Origin of the sequence: Paracoccus sp. TD-10 (genome assembly GCF_048270675.1) — a bacterium.
Classification (GTDB): Bacteria; Pseudomonadota; Alphaproteobacteria; order Rhodobacterales; family Rhodobacteraceae; genus Paracoccus; species Paracoccus pantotrophus.
Genome location: NZ_CP182418.1, coordinates 419,424 through 435,186 on the forward strand (window position 1 = coordinate 419,424; position 15,763 = coordinate 435,186).

Annotated in this window: 17 protein-coding genes and 1 pseudogene; 15 read left to right on the top strand and 3 right to left on the bottom strand. The window is 67.3% G+C overall.

Annotation, left to right across the window (positions count from 1 at the left end):
• Window position 1: 1 nt before the first annotated feature.
• The 9 genes and pseudogenes from ACNKFW_RS02120 (at window position 2) to ACNKFW_RS02160 (ending at window position 9,079) form a co-directional block, all read left to right on the top strand.
• Window positions 2-211: a hypothetical protein gene (locus ACNKFW_RS02120; RefSeq protein WP_119001050.1), complete on the top strand. Its 210-nt coding sequence runs from the start codon at window positions 2-4 to the stop codon at window positions 209-211.
• Complete coding sequence (locus ACNKFW_RS02125) at window positions 208-1,101, top strand: hypothetical protein (RefSeq protein ID WP_418024682.1); 894 nt, start codon at window positions 208-210, stop codon at window positions 1,099-1,101. The genes ACNKFW_RS02120 and ACNKFW_RS02125 overlap by 4 nt, the downstream gene beginning before the upstream one ends.
• Window positions 1,098-1,847, top strand: coding sequence for a hypothetical protein (locus ACNKFW_RS02130; protein WP_418024683.1), 750 nt, complete (start codon window positions 1,098-1,100; stop codon window positions 1,845-1,847). The genes ACNKFW_RS02125 and ACNKFW_RS02130 overlap by 4 nt, the downstream gene beginning before the upstream one ends.
• On the top strand, window positions 1,844-3,163 hold the full coding sequence (locus tag ACNKFW_RS02135; protein WP_418024684.1) for an ATP-dependent DNA helicase: 1,320 nt from the start codon (window positions 1,844-1,846) through the stop codon (window positions 3,161-3,163). Before ACNKFW_RS02130 ends, ACNKFW_RS02135 begins: the two co-directional genes overlap by 4 nt.
• 9 nt (window positions 3,164-3,172) lie before the next feature.
• Complete coding sequence (locus ACNKFW_RS02140) at window positions 3,173-5,728, top strand: VapE domain-containing protein (protein ID WP_418024685.1); 2,556 nt, start codon at window positions 3,173-3,175, stop codon at window positions 5,726-5,728.
• Between the two features lie 434 nt (window positions 5,729-6,162).
• Entirely contained in the window at window positions 6,163-6,684 is a 522-nt protein-coding gene (locus ACNKFW_RS02145) for a crossover junction endodeoxyribonuclease RuvC (RefSeq protein ID WP_119001055.1), read from the top strand.
• Window positions 6,681-6,881: a hypothetical protein gene (locus ACNKFW_RS02150; RefSeq protein WP_089389369.1), complete on the top strand. Its 201-nt coding sequence runs from the start codon at window positions 6,681-6,683 to the stop codon at window positions 6,879-6,881. Before ACNKFW_RS02145 ends, ACNKFW_RS02150 begins: the two co-directional genes overlap by 4 nt.
• Window positions 6,874-7,299: a DUF6362 family protein gene (locus tag ACNKFW_RS02155; protein WP_418024686.1), complete on the top strand. Its 426-nt coding sequence runs from the start codon at window positions 6,874-6,876 to the stop codon at window positions 7,297-7,299. Before ACNKFW_RS02150 ends, ACNKFW_RS02155 begins: the two co-directional genes overlap by 8 nt.
• A 444-nt stretch (window positions 7,300-7,743) precedes the next feature.
• Window positions 7,744-9,079: pseudogene (locus ACNKFW_RS02160) on the top strand (site-specific DNA-methyltransferase).
• Between the two features lie 18 nt (window positions 9,080-9,097).
• Here the strand turns inward: ACNKFW_RS02160 and ACNKFW_RS02165 are convergent.
• Window positions 9,098-9,811 carry a hypothetical protein gene (locus ACNKFW_RS02165; RefSeq protein ID WP_417722864.1) on the bottom strand — a complete coding sequence of 238 codons (714 nt, stop codon included), beginning with the start codon at window positions 9,809-9,811 and terminating at the stop codon, window positions 9,098-9,100.
• 109 nt (window positions 9,812-9,920) lie between these two features.
• On the opposite strand from ACNKFW_RS02165, the gene ACNKFW_RS02170 reads away from it, so the two are divergent.
• Together ACNKFW_RS02170 and ACNKFW_RS02175 are read left to right on the top strand one after the other, a co-directional pair.
• Window positions 9,921-10,148, top strand: a complete 228-nt coding sequence (locus ACNKFW_RS02170; protein ID WP_418024687.1) for a hypothetical protein — start codon at window positions 9,921-9,923, stop codon at window positions 10,146-10,148.
• A 14-nt stretch (window positions 10,149-10,162) separates the two neighbouring features.
• Window positions 10,163-10,369: a hypothetical protein gene (locus ACNKFW_RS02175; protein WP_418024688.1), complete on the top strand. Its 207-nt coding sequence runs from the start codon at window positions 10,163-10,165 to the stop codon at window positions 10,367-10,369.
• A gap of 53 nt (window positions 10,370-10,422) precedes the next feature.
• On the opposite strand, the gene ACNKFW_RS02180 is transcribed toward ACNKFW_RS02175, so the two are convergent.
• Both ACNKFW_RS02180 and ACNKFW_RS02185 read right to left on the bottom strand, forming a co-directional pair.
• Window positions 10,423-10,989 carry a DUF3489 domain-containing protein gene (locus tag ACNKFW_RS02180; RefSeq protein ID WP_418024689.1) on the bottom strand — a complete coding sequence of 189 codons (567 nt, stop codon included), beginning with the start codon at window positions 10,987-10,989 and terminating at the stop codon, window positions 10,423-10,425.
• Window positions 10,990-11,079: 90 nt separating this feature from the next.
• Entirely contained in the window at window positions 11,080-11,304 is a 225-nt protein-coding gene (locus ACNKFW_RS02185) for a hypothetical protein (RefSeq protein ID WP_418024690.1), read from the bottom strand.
• A gap of 111 nt (window positions 11,305-11,415) precedes the next feature.
• Between ACNKFW_RS02185 and ACNKFW_RS02190 the strand changes: the two genes are divergently transcribed.
• Genes ACNKFW_RS02190 through ACNKFW_RS02205 form a run of 4 tightly spaced genes read left to right on the top strand, consistent with a single transcriptional unit; the run spans window position 11,416 to window position 15,763 of the window.
• Window positions 11,416-12,000 (top strand): hypothetical protein, encoded by a 585-nt coding sequence (locus ACNKFW_RS02190; RefSeq protein WP_418024691.1) that lies wholly within the window; start codon window positions 11,416-11,418, stop codon window positions 11,998-12,000.
• Between the two features lie 19 nt (window positions 12,001-12,019).
• Window positions 12,020-14,020, top strand: coding sequence for a phage terminase large subunit family protein (locus tag ACNKFW_RS02195; protein WP_418024816.1), 2,001 nt, complete (start codon window positions 12,020-12,022; stop codon window positions 14,018-14,020).
• A gap of 3 nt (window positions 14,021-14,023) precedes the next feature.
• Window positions 14,024-14,239, top strand: a complete 216-nt coding sequence (locus tag ACNKFW_RS02200; protein ID WP_418024692.1) for a phage head-tail joining protein — start codon at window positions 14,024-14,026, stop codon at window positions 14,237-14,239.
• Window positions 14,240-14,242: 3 nt separating this feature from the next.
• The gene (locus ACNKFW_RS02205; protein WP_418024693.1) at window positions 14,243-15,763 is read left to right on the top strand and encodes a phage portal protein; all 1,521 of its coding nucleotides are present in this window, start codon (window positions 14,243-14,245) and stop codon (window positions 15,761-15,763) included.

A 15,763-nucleotide genomic window follows, 5' to 3' on the forward strand; every position in this document is an offset into this window, starting at 1 on the left:
CATGATCGATCTGAACACTGAGACCGCCCCCTGGACCGACCTTCTCGCCGCCGCGACGGCAAATGCCATCACCCACTTCGAGGTCGAGTTCTGCGAGAGCCTGCGCCAGAAGCTTGAAACATTCGGCGCGCGCGCCCGGCTGACCGAGGCCCAGCATCACAAGCTGACCTGCATCGCGCAGGCTGGCGGGTTCTGGGAGCGCGACCAATGATCGACCTGAACCATGGCTCTGGTTGCCTCTATGGCCAGGACGCGCCGCTTCCTCCGATCGCCGTCGCCGTCTCGTCCGCGATCGATGCCGCCCTGACGGCGCGCAATCGCGCCGAGCGCCCCCGCACCTATGTCAGTTCCTCGGGGCTAGGGCGCGACTGCCTGCGCCAGATCCAGTTCGACTATCTCGCTGTCCCCAAGGACGAGGGCCAGGAGTTTGAACCGCGCATCCTGCGGATCTTCGAGGCAGGCCATCGGGCCGAGGACATTGTCGCGGGCTGGTTCCGGATTGCCGGGTTCGATCTGCGCACCGAACGCCCCGATGGTCGCCAGTTCGGCTTCGCGGCCATGGCGGGCCGGTTCAAGGGCCATATCGACGGCTGCTTTGTCTCGGGCCCCTTGGCGATGGATTATCCCGTGCTCTGGGAGAACAAGGCGCTCGGCGCGTCGAGCTGGAAGGATGTGGTCAAGCGTGGCGTCAGCATCGCGCGACCCGTCTACGCCGCCCAGATCGCGCTCTATCAGGCCTACATGCACCTGCCCAACCCGGCGCTCTTTACGGCGCTGAACCGCGACACGATGGAATTGCACACGGAACTGGTGCCGTTCGATGCCCGCCTGGCGCAGGAGATGTCGGATCGCGCGGTCACGGTCGTGCAGGCATCAGAGGCGGGCGAATGGTTGCCCCGGGCGGCGACCGAACCCACGGCCGTCGTCTGCCGGGGAGGCATGGCCGGTGGCAAGTGGCACGCACCCTGCGCATGGGCGGAGCGGTGCTGGGGTGAGCGGCGTCCCGGAAACGGTGAGGCGGAGAAGGAAAGGCGCCAGTGGCGCGTTTCCCCGCCGAACGGGGAGCGTTTCAGCCGCGAACGGGCGGAGCCCAGGCGATGATCCCCGACGCCTATGATCTCAAGCGCATCGTCCGCGCCCATCGCGCGCGCTTCTGGCTGCCGGATCTGCTCGAAGGGTTCGAGTTCGCGCCGGTCTGGCGCTTCGCCGATCAGGCGCAGTTCGATTCCGACGACGTCGATGCGCTGGCCCGCCGCCTGGCGGCCGGTCCGCAACGGTTGCCACACCCCGAGACGATTTTCGAGTTGTCCGATCGCAGTCGGACCATCCGCAGCCAGATTGTCTATGCCCGGCAGCGCGACGACGGCATCGAGGCGGTCTGGCTCGCCCTGTGGCGCAGCCCCAGACGTTGGACCGATATCCATGCGCATGTCCGGATCGCCGATGGCGGCATCGCCGAGTTCGCCACCAATCCGGCGCTTAGAGATGCAGGGCTGGCGGAACAAAGCGGTCAGGCGGCGGCCGCCATCGTCTGGCGTGGGCTCGCGATCCTCGCATCCGCCGCAAGTGTTCGCGAACGTCAGATCGCTCCGATCAGGCGCACACCCTTCGCGCGGGATGGCGTGCGCGGCTGGACCTGGCATCAGGTCGCCATCGATCCGGCCCGGCTTCGCGCCGCATCCGAACCGCTCGGCGGCAGTCATGCCAGCCCGCGCTGGCATCTGCGTCGAGGGCATTGGCGCCAGTTGCCGGACGGCCGGCGCATCTTCGTGCGCCAATGCGAAGTGGGCGATCCCGCGCGCGGCGGGGTGGTGAAGGACTTTGCGGTGGAGGCGCGGCAGGCATGACGGAATTCACCCCATCGGCAGCGCAGGCCGCCGCCATCGCCGAGGTCCGCGACTGGTTCGAGAACCGCACCGAGCAGCAACAGGTGTTCCGGCTCTTTGGCTATGCCGGATCGGGCAAGAGCACGGTGCTGAAGTTCGCGCTCGATGAGCTTGGCCTGTCGCCCCATCGTGGCGCGAAGGACGGCACCTGCGTGCCGGGTGTGGTCACCGCCACCTTCACCGGCAAGGCGGCGCTGGTGCTGACCCGCAAGGGCACGCCTGCGCGCACCATCCACAGCCTGATCTATTCTGTGATCGAGGCCACGGAAGCGGAAATCGAGGCCGCAGCGCAGAAGGTCCGAGAGGCCGAGATTGCCGCGCGGCGGCTGACCGGCTTTGATCGCACCACGGCCGAGGCCGCGATCGAGGCCATGCGTCAGGCGCTCTCGGCGATGAAGCATCCGCGTTTCGCCCTGAACCCGCAGAGCGATGCGGCGGATGCAAGGCTGATCGTCCTCGACGAGGTGTCGATGGTGGGCGAGGAAATGGCGCGCGATCTGATGAGCTTTGGCAAGCCGATCCTCGTTCTGGGCGATCCGGGTCAGTTGCCGCCCATCAAGGGCGAAGGCGCCTTCACCCGCGATGCGCCTGACGTGATGCTGACCGAGATCCACCGTCAGGCGACTGAGAGCGCGATCATCCGTCTCGCCACCATGGCGCGGATGGGCGAGCCCATCGGTTTTGGCACCTACGACACCCATGTCGCCAAGATGCGCAAGGGCGACATTTCGCCGGAACAGGCGCTGCGTGGCGGGCAGTTGATCTGCGGGCTGAATGCGACACGGTTGCAGATCAACAATGCGATGCGCGCGGCGGCTGGCCTTGGCGGGACGTATCTGCCCACTGGCGCGGCGGAAAAGATCATCTGCCTCAAGAACGACAATTCGCTCGGGCTTATCAACGGCATGTTCCTGACCCTCGAGGATATCGTCGACGAGGGCAGCCTCTATTTCTCGGCCGTGGTGCATGATGAGGACGGGCGCCGGGTCTCCCCCTTCGACAGCGACGGCCGCCCCGGGCGGCTGCGCATCTACAAGGGGCATTTCGAGGATCATGTGGCCTTCGATGCCAAGCGCCATGACCGCGACTGGCGGGAAAAACGCAAGCTGACCGAGGCGACCTACGGCTGGGCGATCACCGCCCACAAGGCGCAAGGGTCGCAGTGGGAGAATGTGATCGTCTGGGATGACGGGCTGGGACGCAGCGAGATCGACCGCCGCCGCTGGCTCTATACCGCCATCACCCGCGCTGAGCGCGGGCTCGTCCTTCTGGCCTGAGGGGGCGCGATGATCGATCTCAACGATGTCGGCACGCCGGAAGCACGCCACGATCTGGCGGCCGTAAAGGACCGGCTGGCGGCGACAGCTGGCGACTGGCTCCCCGGCATCTTTCCGGAGGCGCGGATCGCGCGCGACCGTCGTTCCTTGCGCTGTGCCGACCTGTCCGGCCGCCCGCCGCGCAAGGAAGGGTCGTGCACCATCCACCTCGACGGGCCATATGCGGGCTGGGGCTTCGACTATGCGACCGGCGAAAGCGCCGGACCGATCGACCTCATCGCGCAGGCGACGGGCCTCTGCGATGGCGCGCTCTTCGACGAGGCGGCGCGGATTGCCGGGATGGATCATCCCGCGCCCCGAAACGCGCCACGCGCGAAGCCCGATCATACCGGCGAGATTGCCCGGCTGGTCGATGGCGCGCAGCCGATCTCTGGCACCCCCGGCGAAACCTACCTCCGCACCCGCGGCCTTGCTGATCCGGGATGCCCGGACCTGCTGTTCCACCCCGACCTGCCGGATTTCGACACGCGACGCGGTTGGCCGGGTCTGATCGCATTGCCACGCCTGGCGGATGGCACCCGCGCGCAGGGTATTCACCGGACCTTCCTGCTCGACGACGGCAGCGCCAAGGGCCCGGCCGGGAAGAAGATGCTGGGATCAGTAGCGGATGCGGCCGTGCGCCTGTTCGCCATGCCTGCGGACGGCCACCTTGGCATCGCTGAAGGCATCGAGACGGCATTGGCAGCGCATGCCCTGTTCGGCACCGCTGTCTGGGCGGCACTCTCTGCCGATGGAATCACGCGGTTTCGGTGGCCGGCGGGCACGGCGCGGGTCACGATCTACGCCGATGCTGGCGACGCAGGTCGTCAGGCCGCTGCGACCCTGTCGGATCGGCTGAACCGGGCCGACATTCCGAACCAGATCGTGGTCCCGCTGCATGGTGATGATTTCAACGACGATCTGATGCGCGGGGCGCGTGCGGCCGACTATCGCCGGGATATTTCGGCAGACGAGCCGGTCGGTATTGAGGCCATGACGACAGCGGCAGCTCCGACGCCTGGCGATCCGGACGTTCTGATTGCCGCCGCCGAGGCGCTGACCAACCCGCCCGAACTCGCCGCGCTCTCCAGCCTTCTCGGCCGCCTTGCGCTTGCCCGGCTCGATCCGCTGCCCGAACGCCAGATCCTTGCCCGGATCAAGACTGCGACCGGCATCTCCATGTCCATCCTCGACAAGCAATTGACGGAACTGCGCCGCCGCGTGCATGCGACGGGCGATCCGCAGGGCAGGATTGCGCGTCCCGCCTGGTTTGGGCGGCTGTGTCAGGATCTGTCAGGCACGCCCGAGCGCAACGAGGCCAATGTGATCATCGCCCTGTCCTCGGATCCGGTCTTTGCCGGTCTCCTGGCCTTCGACGAGTTCGCCCAATCCATCGTGGTGCGCCAGCCGCTGCCCTGGGATGACCCGGCCATCCGCTTTCCGCGCCCGTGGGACGATGCCGACGATGTGCGCACCGCCGAATGGTTGCAGTTGCGCGGGCTGAACGTCGCCCCGATGGTCGTCAGCCGCGGAGTGGGTGCGGTGGCCCGCGACCTGCGCATCCATCCGGTTCGCGACTGGCTCGACACCCTGAAATGGGACGGCACGCCCCGGATCGAGACCTGGACCAGCACCTATCTCGGTGCTGCGCCGACCGCCTTCCATCACACCGTCGGAGCGCTCTGGCTGATCTCTGCCGTCGCCCGGATCTACCGCCCCGGGGTGAAGGCCGACCACATGCTGATCCTTGAAGGGCCGCAGGGCGCGCGCAAATCCACCGCGATCAAGGTGATGGCGGGCGAGGACTGGTTCACCGACGAACTGCCCGAGCTTGGGTCCAAGGACGCGGCCATTCACATGCAGGGCGTCTGGATCGTGGAAATTGCCGAACTCGATGCCATCGGCCGGGCCGAGGTCTCGCGCATCAAGGCCTTCCTGACCCGCACCACCGACCGTTTCCGCCCGCCCTATGGTCGCTACACCGTCGAGGTGCCGCGCCAATGTGTCTTCGCGGGCACCGTGAACCCCGACACCTATCTGCGCGACGAAACCGGCAACCGCCGCTTCTGGCCGTTACGCTGCGGCGGCATCGACATCGCAGCAATCGCTCGCGATCGGGATCAACTCTGGGCCGAAGCCGTCCACCGTTTCCGCGACGGCGCGATTTGGTGGATCGACGATCCGGCGCTGCTTGCCGAAGCCGCCGCCGCGCAGGAGGCGCGCTATCAGGCCGATGCCTGGGACGCGCGGATCGACCGCTGGCTGACCCACGACACCCGCAGCGTCAATCGCGGTCACGCGGGCTGGGATGATTGGCAGGATGAAGAGTTCGAACGTCCCGAGCCGATCCGCGATGTGTCGGTGGGCGAAATCCTCGAAGGCGCGCTCGGCATCGAGCCCGCGAAATGGACCAAGGGCGACCAGATGCGTGTGGGGGCCTGGCTGAAGTCGCGGGATTGGGAGCGATACCGCAGCGGCGCGGCCCCGACCCGCGAATGGCGTTACCGCCGGTTGCAGCACGGCTGACATCGCAATGGCCGTGTCAGGCATCGAAGGGGCATCCATCCGGGTGCCCCTTTTCGTTTGCCTCTGTCCCACTTCGCGGCGTGTCCCACTTCAAGCCCAATGTGGGACGGAAAAAACCATTTGAAATCAATCCTGTCCCACCTGTCCCACTTGGGTCGCCAACTTCTCTCTTTCCCATATGGAGCGTATGTGTCCCCCTCGACCTCGTTCTTCCTCATGCGACATAGGGAAAAAGGTGGGACAAGTGGGACAGGTGGGACACGCCTTGTTTTAAAAGGAAAATCTGGCGTCCCACTTTGATCCGCAAGTGGGATACCCCAAGACCAGGTGGGACAGAAGCATCGTCTGGCGCATTTTTCTTGAATGGGTGCGCGCGTCATGATTCTCTGCCCATGACCAAAGCCGAAGGCCCACAATTCAGGTGAGCCTTCAACATGACGCCGACCATCCAGACTGCGGACCTGCACCTCGAACCAAGGTGCATTTCTGGGTCCTGCATCCTTGCCCTCGACCTCGGGACGACGACAGGCTGGGCCTTGCGCGGCCATGACGGCCTGATCACCTCGGGCACGACATCCTTTCGCCCCGGACGTTTCGACGGCGGCGGCATGCGCTACCTCCGCTTCACCAACTGGCTGACCGAGATCAACCGGCTATCAGGCCCCATCGCCGCGATCTGGTTCGAGGAAGTCCGCCGCCATGTCGGCACCGACGCGGCCCATGTCTATGGCGGGCTGATGGCCACGCTGACCGCATGGGCCGAGCTGCGCGGCATCCCCTATGAGGGCGTTCCGGTCGGCACCATCAAGCGCCATGCCACCGGCAAGGGAAATGCCGACAAGGAGACGATGATTGCGGCCGCGCGGGCGCGTGGATTCAGCCCCGCCGATGACAACGAGGCGGATGCCATCGCCATCCTGCATTGGGCGATCGAAACGAACGGGGGTGTCGCGTGAGGTGGTATCCCCGCGGCTATGGTGGCACCCGCCGTGATCCAGATCGCGTCAAGCAGGACGGCTGGCATGACCATGGGCTATTGGCCGTGTCCATCGACGACCCGCGTCTCACCTGGCCGGAGCAGGAACTGGTCCGCCAGCTGGGTGAAAAACTCTACGGCCCGCGTGTCGAGCCAAGGGAGATCGCACATGGCTGAGTGGACACCCACCATTGTCGAAGCGCGCCTTGAGAGCGCTGCCGATGTTTTTAGGTCGCTGCCCGAGGTGAAGCCGCAGGGCTATTTCAACGCCTGGCCCGAGTATTTCCACAGCTTCGCCGACCAGGTCGGTCAGGAAGCCCGGATGCGACGGCCGAAGCCAGGCCCGCGCGACATCACCCAAGCCGACGACGCGCTGCTGTGGTTGCGTTGGCTGGACCCGGCCGACGCGCGCCTTGTGTGGCTCCGGGCGAACCGCAAGCCATGGAAGCCGATCTGCTGGGAACTGGGCATCAGCCGCGCCACCGCCAACCGGCGCTGGCAGTATGGCATTGCAGTCATCGTCTGGCGGTTGAATGGCAAACGCGTGCCGTCGAAGCGGTCGATGGAATTCGTGGTGGCGAAGGTGACGCCCTGAACCTGTCAAGATCTGTCGCGTGTACGAGACACTTTCATGCGAGACACCAGACGCCAAGACAGATCGCGTCCGGGGCGCTACAGATTGAATATACTCGGGAGAGGAGCGCGCAGGCAGAGGTCGCGCCGCTGGCTTCCGTGGTCCAGCGAGGGGACCAGTCGGGGTCCAAACTGCCAAGCCTTTGATATCTTGGTTCCTTCCTGGCGACATTCGTATGCTGGCGGGCTTGGCTCGGCATTTCGCCAGCGACAGGGCCGGATTTTTGGGAAGCCACCGGAGTCCAGCGTCCAGCAGCGACGCCACGAAACCCTCGTGAATTCAAACATCTGACCGGCCGCCCAGGGTGGATACCCCGCGGATGCCGGAGTCCGGCCGGAAGCCGGTGGACCCCTCCGTGCCGGAGTCCACCCGGCGGATGCCGATCGACCATCGACAGGAACCTGCATGACCCTCGCCTTCGCCCCCGAGCGGATCGAGACCTGGCCGCTTGCGCGCCTGCAGCCTTACGCGAAGAACGCGAAGGCGCACGGCGCGGACCAGGTCGCCAAGATCGCCGCCAGCATGGCCGAGTTCGGCTGGACGGTGCCGTGCCTCGTGGGTGAGGACGGTGAGCTGATCGCGGGCCACGGCCGGGTGCTTGCCGCGACGCAGCTCGGACTGACCGAGGCGCCGGTTATCGTGCTGGGGCATCTGACCGAGGCGCAGCGGCGGGCCTACCGGATCGCGGACAACAAGCTGACGGAACTGGGCAGCTGGGACGAGGCGCTGCTCTCTGCCGAACTTCAGGACCTGCTCGCGGACGACTACGACCTGTCGCTGGTCGGCTTCTCGGATGGCGAGCTGGACAAGCTGCTGGCCTTCGATCCGGATGGGGGCGGTGAAGAAGAAGGTGGCGCCGGGGGCTCCGTGCCTCCGGTGACCATCCCCGAGCCACCGCGCAATCCGGTCTCGCGGACGGGTGATCTTTGGATCCTCGGCGATCACCGGCTGCTCTGCGGCGACTCGACCTCGCACGACGATGTCCGCCGCCTGATGAACGGCGAGCGGGCGATCCTCTTCGCCACCGATCCGCCGTATCTCGTGGACTACGACGGATCGAACCACCCGACGCGGAACAAGGACTGGTCCGCGTCCTACGGCACGACCTGGGACGACAGTTCGCAGGGCGCGGAGCTCTACGACGGCTTCATCGCCGCGGCGGTCGCCGAAGCCATCACCGAGGACGCCGCCTGGTACTGCTGGCATGCCTCGCGGCGCCAGGCGATGCTCGAGGCTTGCTGGGAAAAGGCCGGCGCCTTCGTCCATCAGCAGATCATCTGGGTGAAGGACCGGGGCGTCCTGACCCGCTCCCACTACCTCTGGAAGCACGAGCCCTGCTTCATGGGCTGGCGCCGCCCGAACCGCCCGCCGAAGGTCGCCGAACAGACGCTGCCCTCGACCTGGGAGATGCCGTCCTTCGCCAAGGGACGAGCGCCCCGACCACCCGACGCCGAAACCGCTCGACGCTTTCGGGATCCCGATGCGCCAGCATGTGGCGCGCGGCGGGCTCTGCTACGAGCCGTTCTCGGGCTCCGGCTCGCAGATCATGGCCGGCGAGGCCAACGGCCGCCGCGTCTTCGCGATGGAGATCAGCCCGGCCTATGTCGATGTCGCCGTCGAACGCTGGCAGGCTGAAACCGGCAAGGATGCGATCCTCGACGGCGACGGCCGGACCTTCGCTGAGGTGAAGGCCGAGCGGTTGGGCGACAAGGCCGATACGGAGGCGGCCTCTGCGACCTGACGACGTGGATGGCGTGGCTTACGCAGGAAACCCGTCAGGTCCCGGAGCAGCCTTTACCAGCAGCACCCGCTTTTTTCGTCCAGTTCGGGTAACGAACACGAGCTCTTCGGAGCCATCCTCGTTCACGACATACTTCAGACGATGGAGCGAGAATACCTGACCATCCACGGTCAGTTCTTTGTGGTCGTTGGAAAGGGAAACATTTCCCAACTCGGCATCGAGCCGCGCGAGGATCGCTTCCAGGGACTGCGCTTCGAGAAGGCGAACTTCTCTGACGATCTCCGTCAGCGTGATGGGCTCGAGCCCGCCTTTCTCACGCTCTTCATTGATGCGACGCATCGTCTTTCGAGTGAAATAGTAGCCCAGCGTGGCGACGACCGTAGCTGCCGCGCCGGCAATCGCCCATCCGACAGGGGTGAGTCCTAGGAACGTTGCAGCCGGAGCAATCCCGAGCGTACTGGCAACGCCGCCCAGTCCGACGGCAGTCAACGCGGAGCCGACTCCAAGGGCAGCACTTGACGAAAGAGCAGCGAGGCCGCCGGTGGCGCCGAAGATGCCTGCCGCCGATACCAACCCGAGACTGCCGAGCAGAGTGCTGTTGCCGAGAACGAATGCACCGATCCATGTGCCCGATAGCGTCCCGGCTATGTAGCCGGAGGCTGCTGTCGAAGCGATCCATGCACCTGAGGAGTGGAGAACAGGAACGGCAATGGCGAGAAAAGGCAGGGGCATAAGAGAACTCCGACGTAAAGTTATTTTCTGAATGTGGGTCCTCGCCTGATTCTGTTCAAGTCTTTGTGAGCCAATGTCGCTGAACCCACCTCAACCCTGTTGGCGATGGATGCCGTCGACCTTGCAAGATCACAAGGACGGGACGCCGCACGGCGTCTGGCGAGATCCGGATTGGCTCCTCTGCCGCGATGACCGCTGGCGGCCCGTTGAGCCAGGAACATTCCCGCTGGCTGATGGGATACCCGGCCGCATGGGGCTGCTGCGGGGCTACGGCAATGCGATCGTGCCGCCGCTCGCGGCGGAGTTCGTGACGGCGTTTCTGGAGAGCCTGCGATGAAGCAGAGCCGGATCATGTCGATGGTCGAGGCCGCGGCAAACGTTGTCGTCGGCTACGTTTTGGCCATTGCGACGCAGATCGTCGTATTCCCGTGGTTCGGGATCGAGACGGGGCTCCCGGAGCATCTGACCATTGGCCTTGCCTTTGTCGGCGTGTCGTTGGCGCGGGGTTACCTGCTGCGACGACTGTTCGAGGCAATCCGGATGCGGAGCGCAGAATGAGAAACCGCCGCCCAACGGGTGGCGGCGGTTTCTGTCCGTTTCGGCGCCGAGCGTCAGTCACGGATGGCGTAGACGCGCCCCCTTCCGTCGACCTTCTCGGAGGTGATGGTCAGGCCAAGCTTCTTTTTCAGCGCGCCGGACATCGCGCCCCTAGCCGTGTGTGACAACCATCCCGTGGCGGCGACGATCTCGTCGAGGGTGGCTCCCCCGGGCGCGCGCAGCATGGCGATCAGCGTGGCTTGCTTGGTGCCCTCGCGCGGCGTGCGCGCCTTGGGCGCGGCCTTCGGTTCGTTGGGGGTGTTCGGCGCGGGCTCTTCGATCGGCGCCTCGTTGGCGCCCGCAGGCGCGTCCGCGTCCTCGGGCTCGATGCCGATGGCCGCGAGGCCTGCGCCGGTGGCGACCAGCGTGACGCCGTGGCCGTCGCCGGTCTCGCGCCAGACGGGCTCGCCCTTGCGCAGGTCGGCGTCGACCTCCTGCAGGAAGCCCTTGGCGAGCATCGCGCCGACCACCTTGGCGGCCGCGCCACCCCGCAGGCTCGCGGGCAGCGGCAGGGCGATGTGCTCGGGCCGCTGGGCGGCGGCGCTCAAGATCAGGGCTTGGATGTCGGAAAGCTGGGTCATTGTCGTCTCCGGTATCGGGGCGCGCGGGATGCGGGCCCTTCTACGAGGTCGAGCCCGCCAGTCGGCGGGCGGGACCGGGAGCGGGTCGTCTCACTCGGCGTGTTCGCCTTCGCGGAAGGCCATGTCCGTGATCTCGCGCAGCTTGGCGCGGTAGTGGCTCAGGGTTCCGACATGGCCCCAGTTGATCTCGTCGGGGTGGGTCTCGAAATGGTCCGCACTGAGGGCGGCGAGCCGTTCCAGCATTGCGTCGATCTCGGTCTTGGCGGCGATGAAGGCGTCGAGGGCTTTCGTGTTGTCGGTCGCGCGGCGGGTCATCGGGGTGGCTCCTTGGTGAGTTGCATCGCTTCGTTGGAGTGACGTTCGCTCTCTCCGCCGCGCTTATCAACTCGATAAGCAAATGATTCTGAATGATAATCGGAGCCATCGATGCAGGGCATGAGCGAGCGCCAGTACGCCGCGCATGTCGGGCTGTCGCGGGGCGCGATCCAGAAGGCAAAGGCCGCCGAGCGGCTGGTTCTCTATCCGGACGGCAGCATCAACGCGGCCGCCAGCGACGCCCGGCGGGCCGAGACGACGGACCCGTCGAAGACCCGCAAGCCGCCCGAACCCAAGCTGAAACCCGTGCCCGAGGCCGCTGCCGCCGCCGTCGGCGACACGCTTCGGGAACAGGGGCTTTCCGCCCCGGCCGTCGGCGGCGGCACGACGTTCCTGCAGGCCAAAACCGCGAACGAAGTGCTGAAGGCGCAGGAAAGGCGCATCCGGCTCCAGAAGCTGAAGGGGGAACTGGTCGACCGCGCCCGGGCGGAGACGCTGATGTTCCGGCTCGCGCGCGACGAACGCGACGCGTGGGTGACCTGGCCGGCGCGGGTTGCCGCGCTGATGGCCTCGGAGCTCACCGCGGCGCTGGGGGACGGATGCGAGGTGGAGGCGGCGCTGATGCAGAAGGTTCTGGAGGCCCATGTCCGCGCCCAGCTCGACAGCCTCGCGGAGATCCGACCCGGGCTTGGGTGAGGACCGGTCCGCGAAGCGGATGCGAGGGTCCGGTGGACCGTCGCAAGGGACGAACGCCCTGAGCGCAAGCGAAGGGCTGGAGGCGTTCGATTTCGACGGCGCCGCCGCGCTGATCCGCGCCTGGTCGCGAGGTCTGCGTCCCGACCCGGATCTCACCGTCTCGAGCTGGGCCGACCGCCACCGGAAACTCGCCTCGCGCGCGTCGGCCGAGCCGGGGCAGTACCGGACTGCGCGCACGCCCTACATGCGCGAGATCATGGACCGGCTGTCGCCGGGCGATCCGACCCAGCGGATCGTGTTCATGAAGGCCGCGCAGGTCGGCGCGACCGAGGCCGGCAACAACTGGATCGGCTTCGTGATCCATCAGGCGCCGGGGCCGATGCTGGCGGTCCAGCCCACGGTCGAACTGGCCAAGCGCAACTCGCGCCAGCGGATCGACCCGCTGATCGACGAAAGCCCCGACCTGCGGGAACGGGTCAAACCGGCCCGGTCCCGCGACGCGGGCAACACGATGCTGTCGAAGGAGTTCGCGGGCGGCATCCTGATCATGACCGGCGCGAACTCGGCGGTCGGGCTGCGCTCGACCCCGGCGCGCTACATCTTCCTCGACGAGGTCGACGCCTATCCGGCCTCAGCCGACGAAGAAGGCGATCCGGTCACGCTGGCGGAAGCCCGTTCGCTGACCTTCGCCCACCGGCGCAAGGTGTTCCTGGTGTCGACGCCGACGATCCGCGGGCTCTCCCGGATCGAGCGGGAGTTCGAGGCCTCCGATCAGCGGCGGTACTTCGTGCCGTGCCCACATTGCGACGCGATGCAGTGGCTGAAGTTCGACCGCCTGCGGTGGCAGAAGGGCCGTCCGGAGACGGCCGAATATCTCTGCGAGGGCTGCGAGCGGCCCATCGCCGAGCACCACAAGACGCGGATGCTCGAGCGCGGCGAATGGCGGGCGACCGCCACTGCCACCGATCCGACGACGGTCGGCTACCACCTCTCGGCGCTCTATTCGCCGGTGGGCTGGCTCAGCTGGCAGCGGATCGCGCGGGCACACGAGACGGCACGGGGCAGCGACGAGGCGATGCGGGCGTTCCGGAACACCATCCTCGGGGAGACCTGGATGGAGACCGGCGAGGCGCCCGACTGGCAGCGGCTGGCCGACCGGCGCGAGGCATGGTCCCCAGGCACGGTGCCCGAGCGCGGTCTGTTCCTGACCGCGGGCGCCGACGTGCAGAAGGACCGGATCGAGGTCGACGTCTGGGGCTGGGGCCGCGGGCTGGAAAGCTGGCTTGTCGATCACCTCGTGCTCGAGGGCGGCCCCGGCGATCCGGCCTGCTGGCAGCAGCTGACGGAGTTGCTCGGGCGGACCTGGACGCATGCTTCGGGTCAGCGGATGACGCTCGCCCGGCTCGCCATCGACACGGGCTACGAGACCAGCGCGGTCTATGCCTGGTCGCGCCAGGTGGGGTTCGCGCAGGTGGCGCCGGTGAAGGGCGTCGAGGGCTTCACCCGGACCAGTCCGGTGACCGGGCCGACCTATGTCGACGCGACAGTCGCGGGCAAACGGCTCCGCCGCGGCGCCCGGCTCTGGACCGTGGCGACCTCGACCTTCAAGGCCGAGACCTATCGCTTTCTGCGGCAGGACCGGCCGACGAGAGAGGAACAGGCGGCGGGTGCGCTATGCCCGCCCGGCACAATCCATCTGTCGGACTGGGCGGACGGTGAATGGCTGAAGCAGCTGACCGCCGAGCAGCTGGTGACGGTGCGGACGAAACGCGGCTTCGCGCGGCTCGAATGGCAGAAGCTCCGCGAGCGCAACGAGGCGCTGGACACAAGGGTCTATGCCCGCGCGGCGGCGTGGATTCTCGGGGCGGACCGCTGGCCCGAGGCGCGCTGGGCCGATCTGGAGGCTCAGCTTGGGGTGGCGAATCCGGACGGGCCCGAGGCCGGTGCGGCAACGGCGCCATCCGTCCCGACACGACCAATGCCGCGCCGACGCACGGTGCGCTCGAGCTACATGAGGTGATCCATGGCCACGGCCGCAGAGCTCCGCGCACGCCGCGACGCGCTGACCGCGCAGCGATCCTCGGGGGTGGCGCGGGTAAGCTATGACGGCAAGACCGTGGACTATCGCAGCGTCGCCGAGATCGACCGGGCCATCGAGGCGCTGGACCGCGAGATCGCCGCGGCCGAGGGGCGTCGGATCGTCCGGCAGGTCCGCGTGACGACGGTGAAGGGGCTCTGATCGATGGGCCTCTTCGACCGTTTCCGCCGCCGGTCAACTGGTGGTCCCGCTGCCGTGCGCGCCCGTCTCGAAGGTGCGATGGCGAAACGCCGGCTGCGGGGCTGGAACCCGCCGCTCGAGAACATCAACGCGCTGGTCGCCTCCGGAGGCCCGCGGCTCCTGGCGCGGTCCCGAGAGCTGGTGGTGACGAACGGCTATGCCGCCAACGCCTGCGAAGCCTTCGCGGCAAACCTTGTCGGCGATGGCATCAAGCCCTCATCGCTCATCGGAGACGCCGATCTGCGCGACCGGGTCCAGCGGCTCTGGCTCGCCTGGACCGACGAGGCCGATGCGGACGCGTTGACCGACTTCTACGGTCTGCAGGCCATGGTCGCGCGCGAGATGTTCGTGGCGGGCGAGTGCTTCGTCCGGCTGCGCCCGCGCCGGGCCGAGGACGGGCTGCTGGTGCCGCTGCAGCTGCAGCTTCTCCAGTCCGAGATGCTGCCCTTCGAGAAGACCGAGACGGCAGCCAACGGCAACCGCATCCGCTGCGGGATTGAGTTTGACGGGATCGGGCGGCGTGTGGCCTACCACTTCCGCCGCCGCCACCCGGGTGACAGGACCGACCAGGGGGCGGTAATCCCGGAGACCGTGCGCGTGCCTGCGGCGGACGTGCTCCACATCTACCGTCCCATCGACGCGGGCCAGATCCGGGGACTGCCGCATATCGCGCCGGCGATGGTGCGGCTGTTCCTGCTCGACCAGTACGACGACGCAGAGCTCGACCGGAAGAAGACCGCGGCGATGTTCGCGGGCTTCATCACCAAGACCGCGCCCGAAGAGCCCATGATGGGAGAGGCCGAGGCGGATCTCGACGGCGCCGCCATTGCGAGCCTCGAGCCCGGCACGATGCAGGTGCTGCTGCCCGGCGAAGACGTGAAGTTTTCATCGCCGGCCGATGTCGGCGGCGGCTACGAGGCGTTCCAGTACCGCACGCTGCTGGCGGTCTCAGCCTCGCTGGGGCTGCCGTATCACCTCGTCACCGGGGATGTGCGGCAGGCGAACTACTCGTCCCTGCGCGCCGAACTCGTCGAGTTCCGCCGCCGCATCGGCCAGCTGCAGCATGGCGTGATCGTGCACCAGCTCTGCCGCGCGGTCTGGCAGCGCTGGCTGGAGACGGCGGTGCTGTCGGGCGCGCTCGATGCCGATGCTGCGGCGGTGCGGCCGGTGCAATGGATCCCGCCGCGCTGGGACTGGGTCGATCCGCTGAAGGACATCCAGGCGCAGGTGCTGGCGATGGAGGCCGGCATCACCTCGCGGCGCAAGGTAGTCGAGGCCACCGGTTACGACATTGAGGAAGTCGACCGCGAGAACGCCGCCGACGCCGCGCGCGCGACAGGTCTCGGCCTGCGCTACCGCACGAGTCCCGGCGAGACGCAGGGCGCCCGCGCGACGCCTGCAACGCGGGCCGAGCCCGGCAACGGCGCCGGCAACGATACGGACGACGGCGCAGCGGCGACCGATCCGGCCACCGAACAGGAGTGA

Excerpts from the sequence above, each read along its gene's own strand:
- ACNKFW_RS02170 (WP_418024687.1), top strand. The coding sequence starts at position 9,921 with ATGCCGTCGACCTTGCAAGATCACAAGGACGGGACGCCGCACGGCGTC.
- ACNKFW_RS02130 (WP_418024683.1), top strand. The coding sequence starts at position 1,098 with ATGATCCCCGACGCCTATGATCTCAAGCGCATCGTCCGCGCCCATCGC.
- ACNKFW_RS02140 (WP_418024685.1), top strand. The coding sequence starts at position 3,173 with ATGATCGATCTCAACGATGTCGGCACGCCGGAAGCACGCCACGATCTG.
- ACNKFW_RS02175 (WP_418024688.1), top strand. The coding sequence starts at position 10,163 with ATGTCGATGGTCGAGGCCGCGGCAAACGTTGTCGTCGGCTACGTTTTG.
- ACNKFW_RS02165 (WP_417722864.1), bottom strand. The coding sequence starts at position 9,811 with ATGCCCCTGCCTTTTCTCGCCATTGCCGTTCCTGTTCTCCACTCCTCA.
- ACNKFW_RS02200 (WP_418024692.1), top strand. The coding sequence starts at position 14,024 with ATGGCCACGGCCGCAGAGCTCCGCGCACGCCGCGACGCGCTGACCGCG.
- ACNKFW_RS02120 (WP_119001050.1), top strand. The coding sequence starts at position 2 with ATGATCGATCTGAACACTGAGACCGCCCCCTGGACCGACCTTCTCGCC.
- ACNKFW_RS02185 (WP_418024690.1), bottom strand. The coding sequence starts at position 11,304 with ATGACCCGCCGCGCGACCGACAACACGAAAGCCCTCGACGCCTTCATC.
- ACNKFW_RS02190 (WP_418024691.1), top strand. The coding sequence starts at position 11,416 with ATGCAGGGCATGAGCGAGCGCCAGTACGCCGCGCATGTCGGGCTGTCG.
- ACNKFW_RS02145 (WP_119001055.1), top strand. The coding sequence starts at position 6,163 with ATGACGCCGACCATCCAGACTGCGGACCTGCACCTCGAACCAAGGTGC.
- ACNKFW_RS02195 (WP_418024816.1), top strand. The coding sequence starts at position 12,020 with ATGCGAGGGTCCGGTGGACCGTCGCAAGGGACGAACGCCCTGAGCGCA.
- ACNKFW_RS02155 (WP_418024686.1), top strand. The coding sequence starts at position 6,874 with ATGGCTGAGTGGACACCCACCATTGTCGAAGCGCGCCTTGAGAGCGCT.
- ACNKFW_RS02125 (WP_418024682.1), top strand. The coding sequence starts at position 208 with ATGATCGACCTGAACCATGGCTCTGGTTGCCTCTATGGCCAGGACGCG.
- ACNKFW_RS02135 (WP_418024684.1), top strand. The coding sequence starts at position 1,844 with ATGACGGAATTCACCCCATCGGCAGCGCAGGCCGCCGCCATCGCCGAG.
- ACNKFW_RS02180 (WP_418024689.1), bottom strand. The coding sequence starts at position 10,989 with ATGACCCAGCTTTCCGACATCCAAGCCCTGATCTTGAGCGCCGCCGCC.
- ACNKFW_RS02205 (WP_418024693.1), top strand. The coding sequence starts at position 14,243 with ATGGGCCTCTTCGACCGTTTCCGCCGCCGGTCAACTGGTGGTCCCGCT.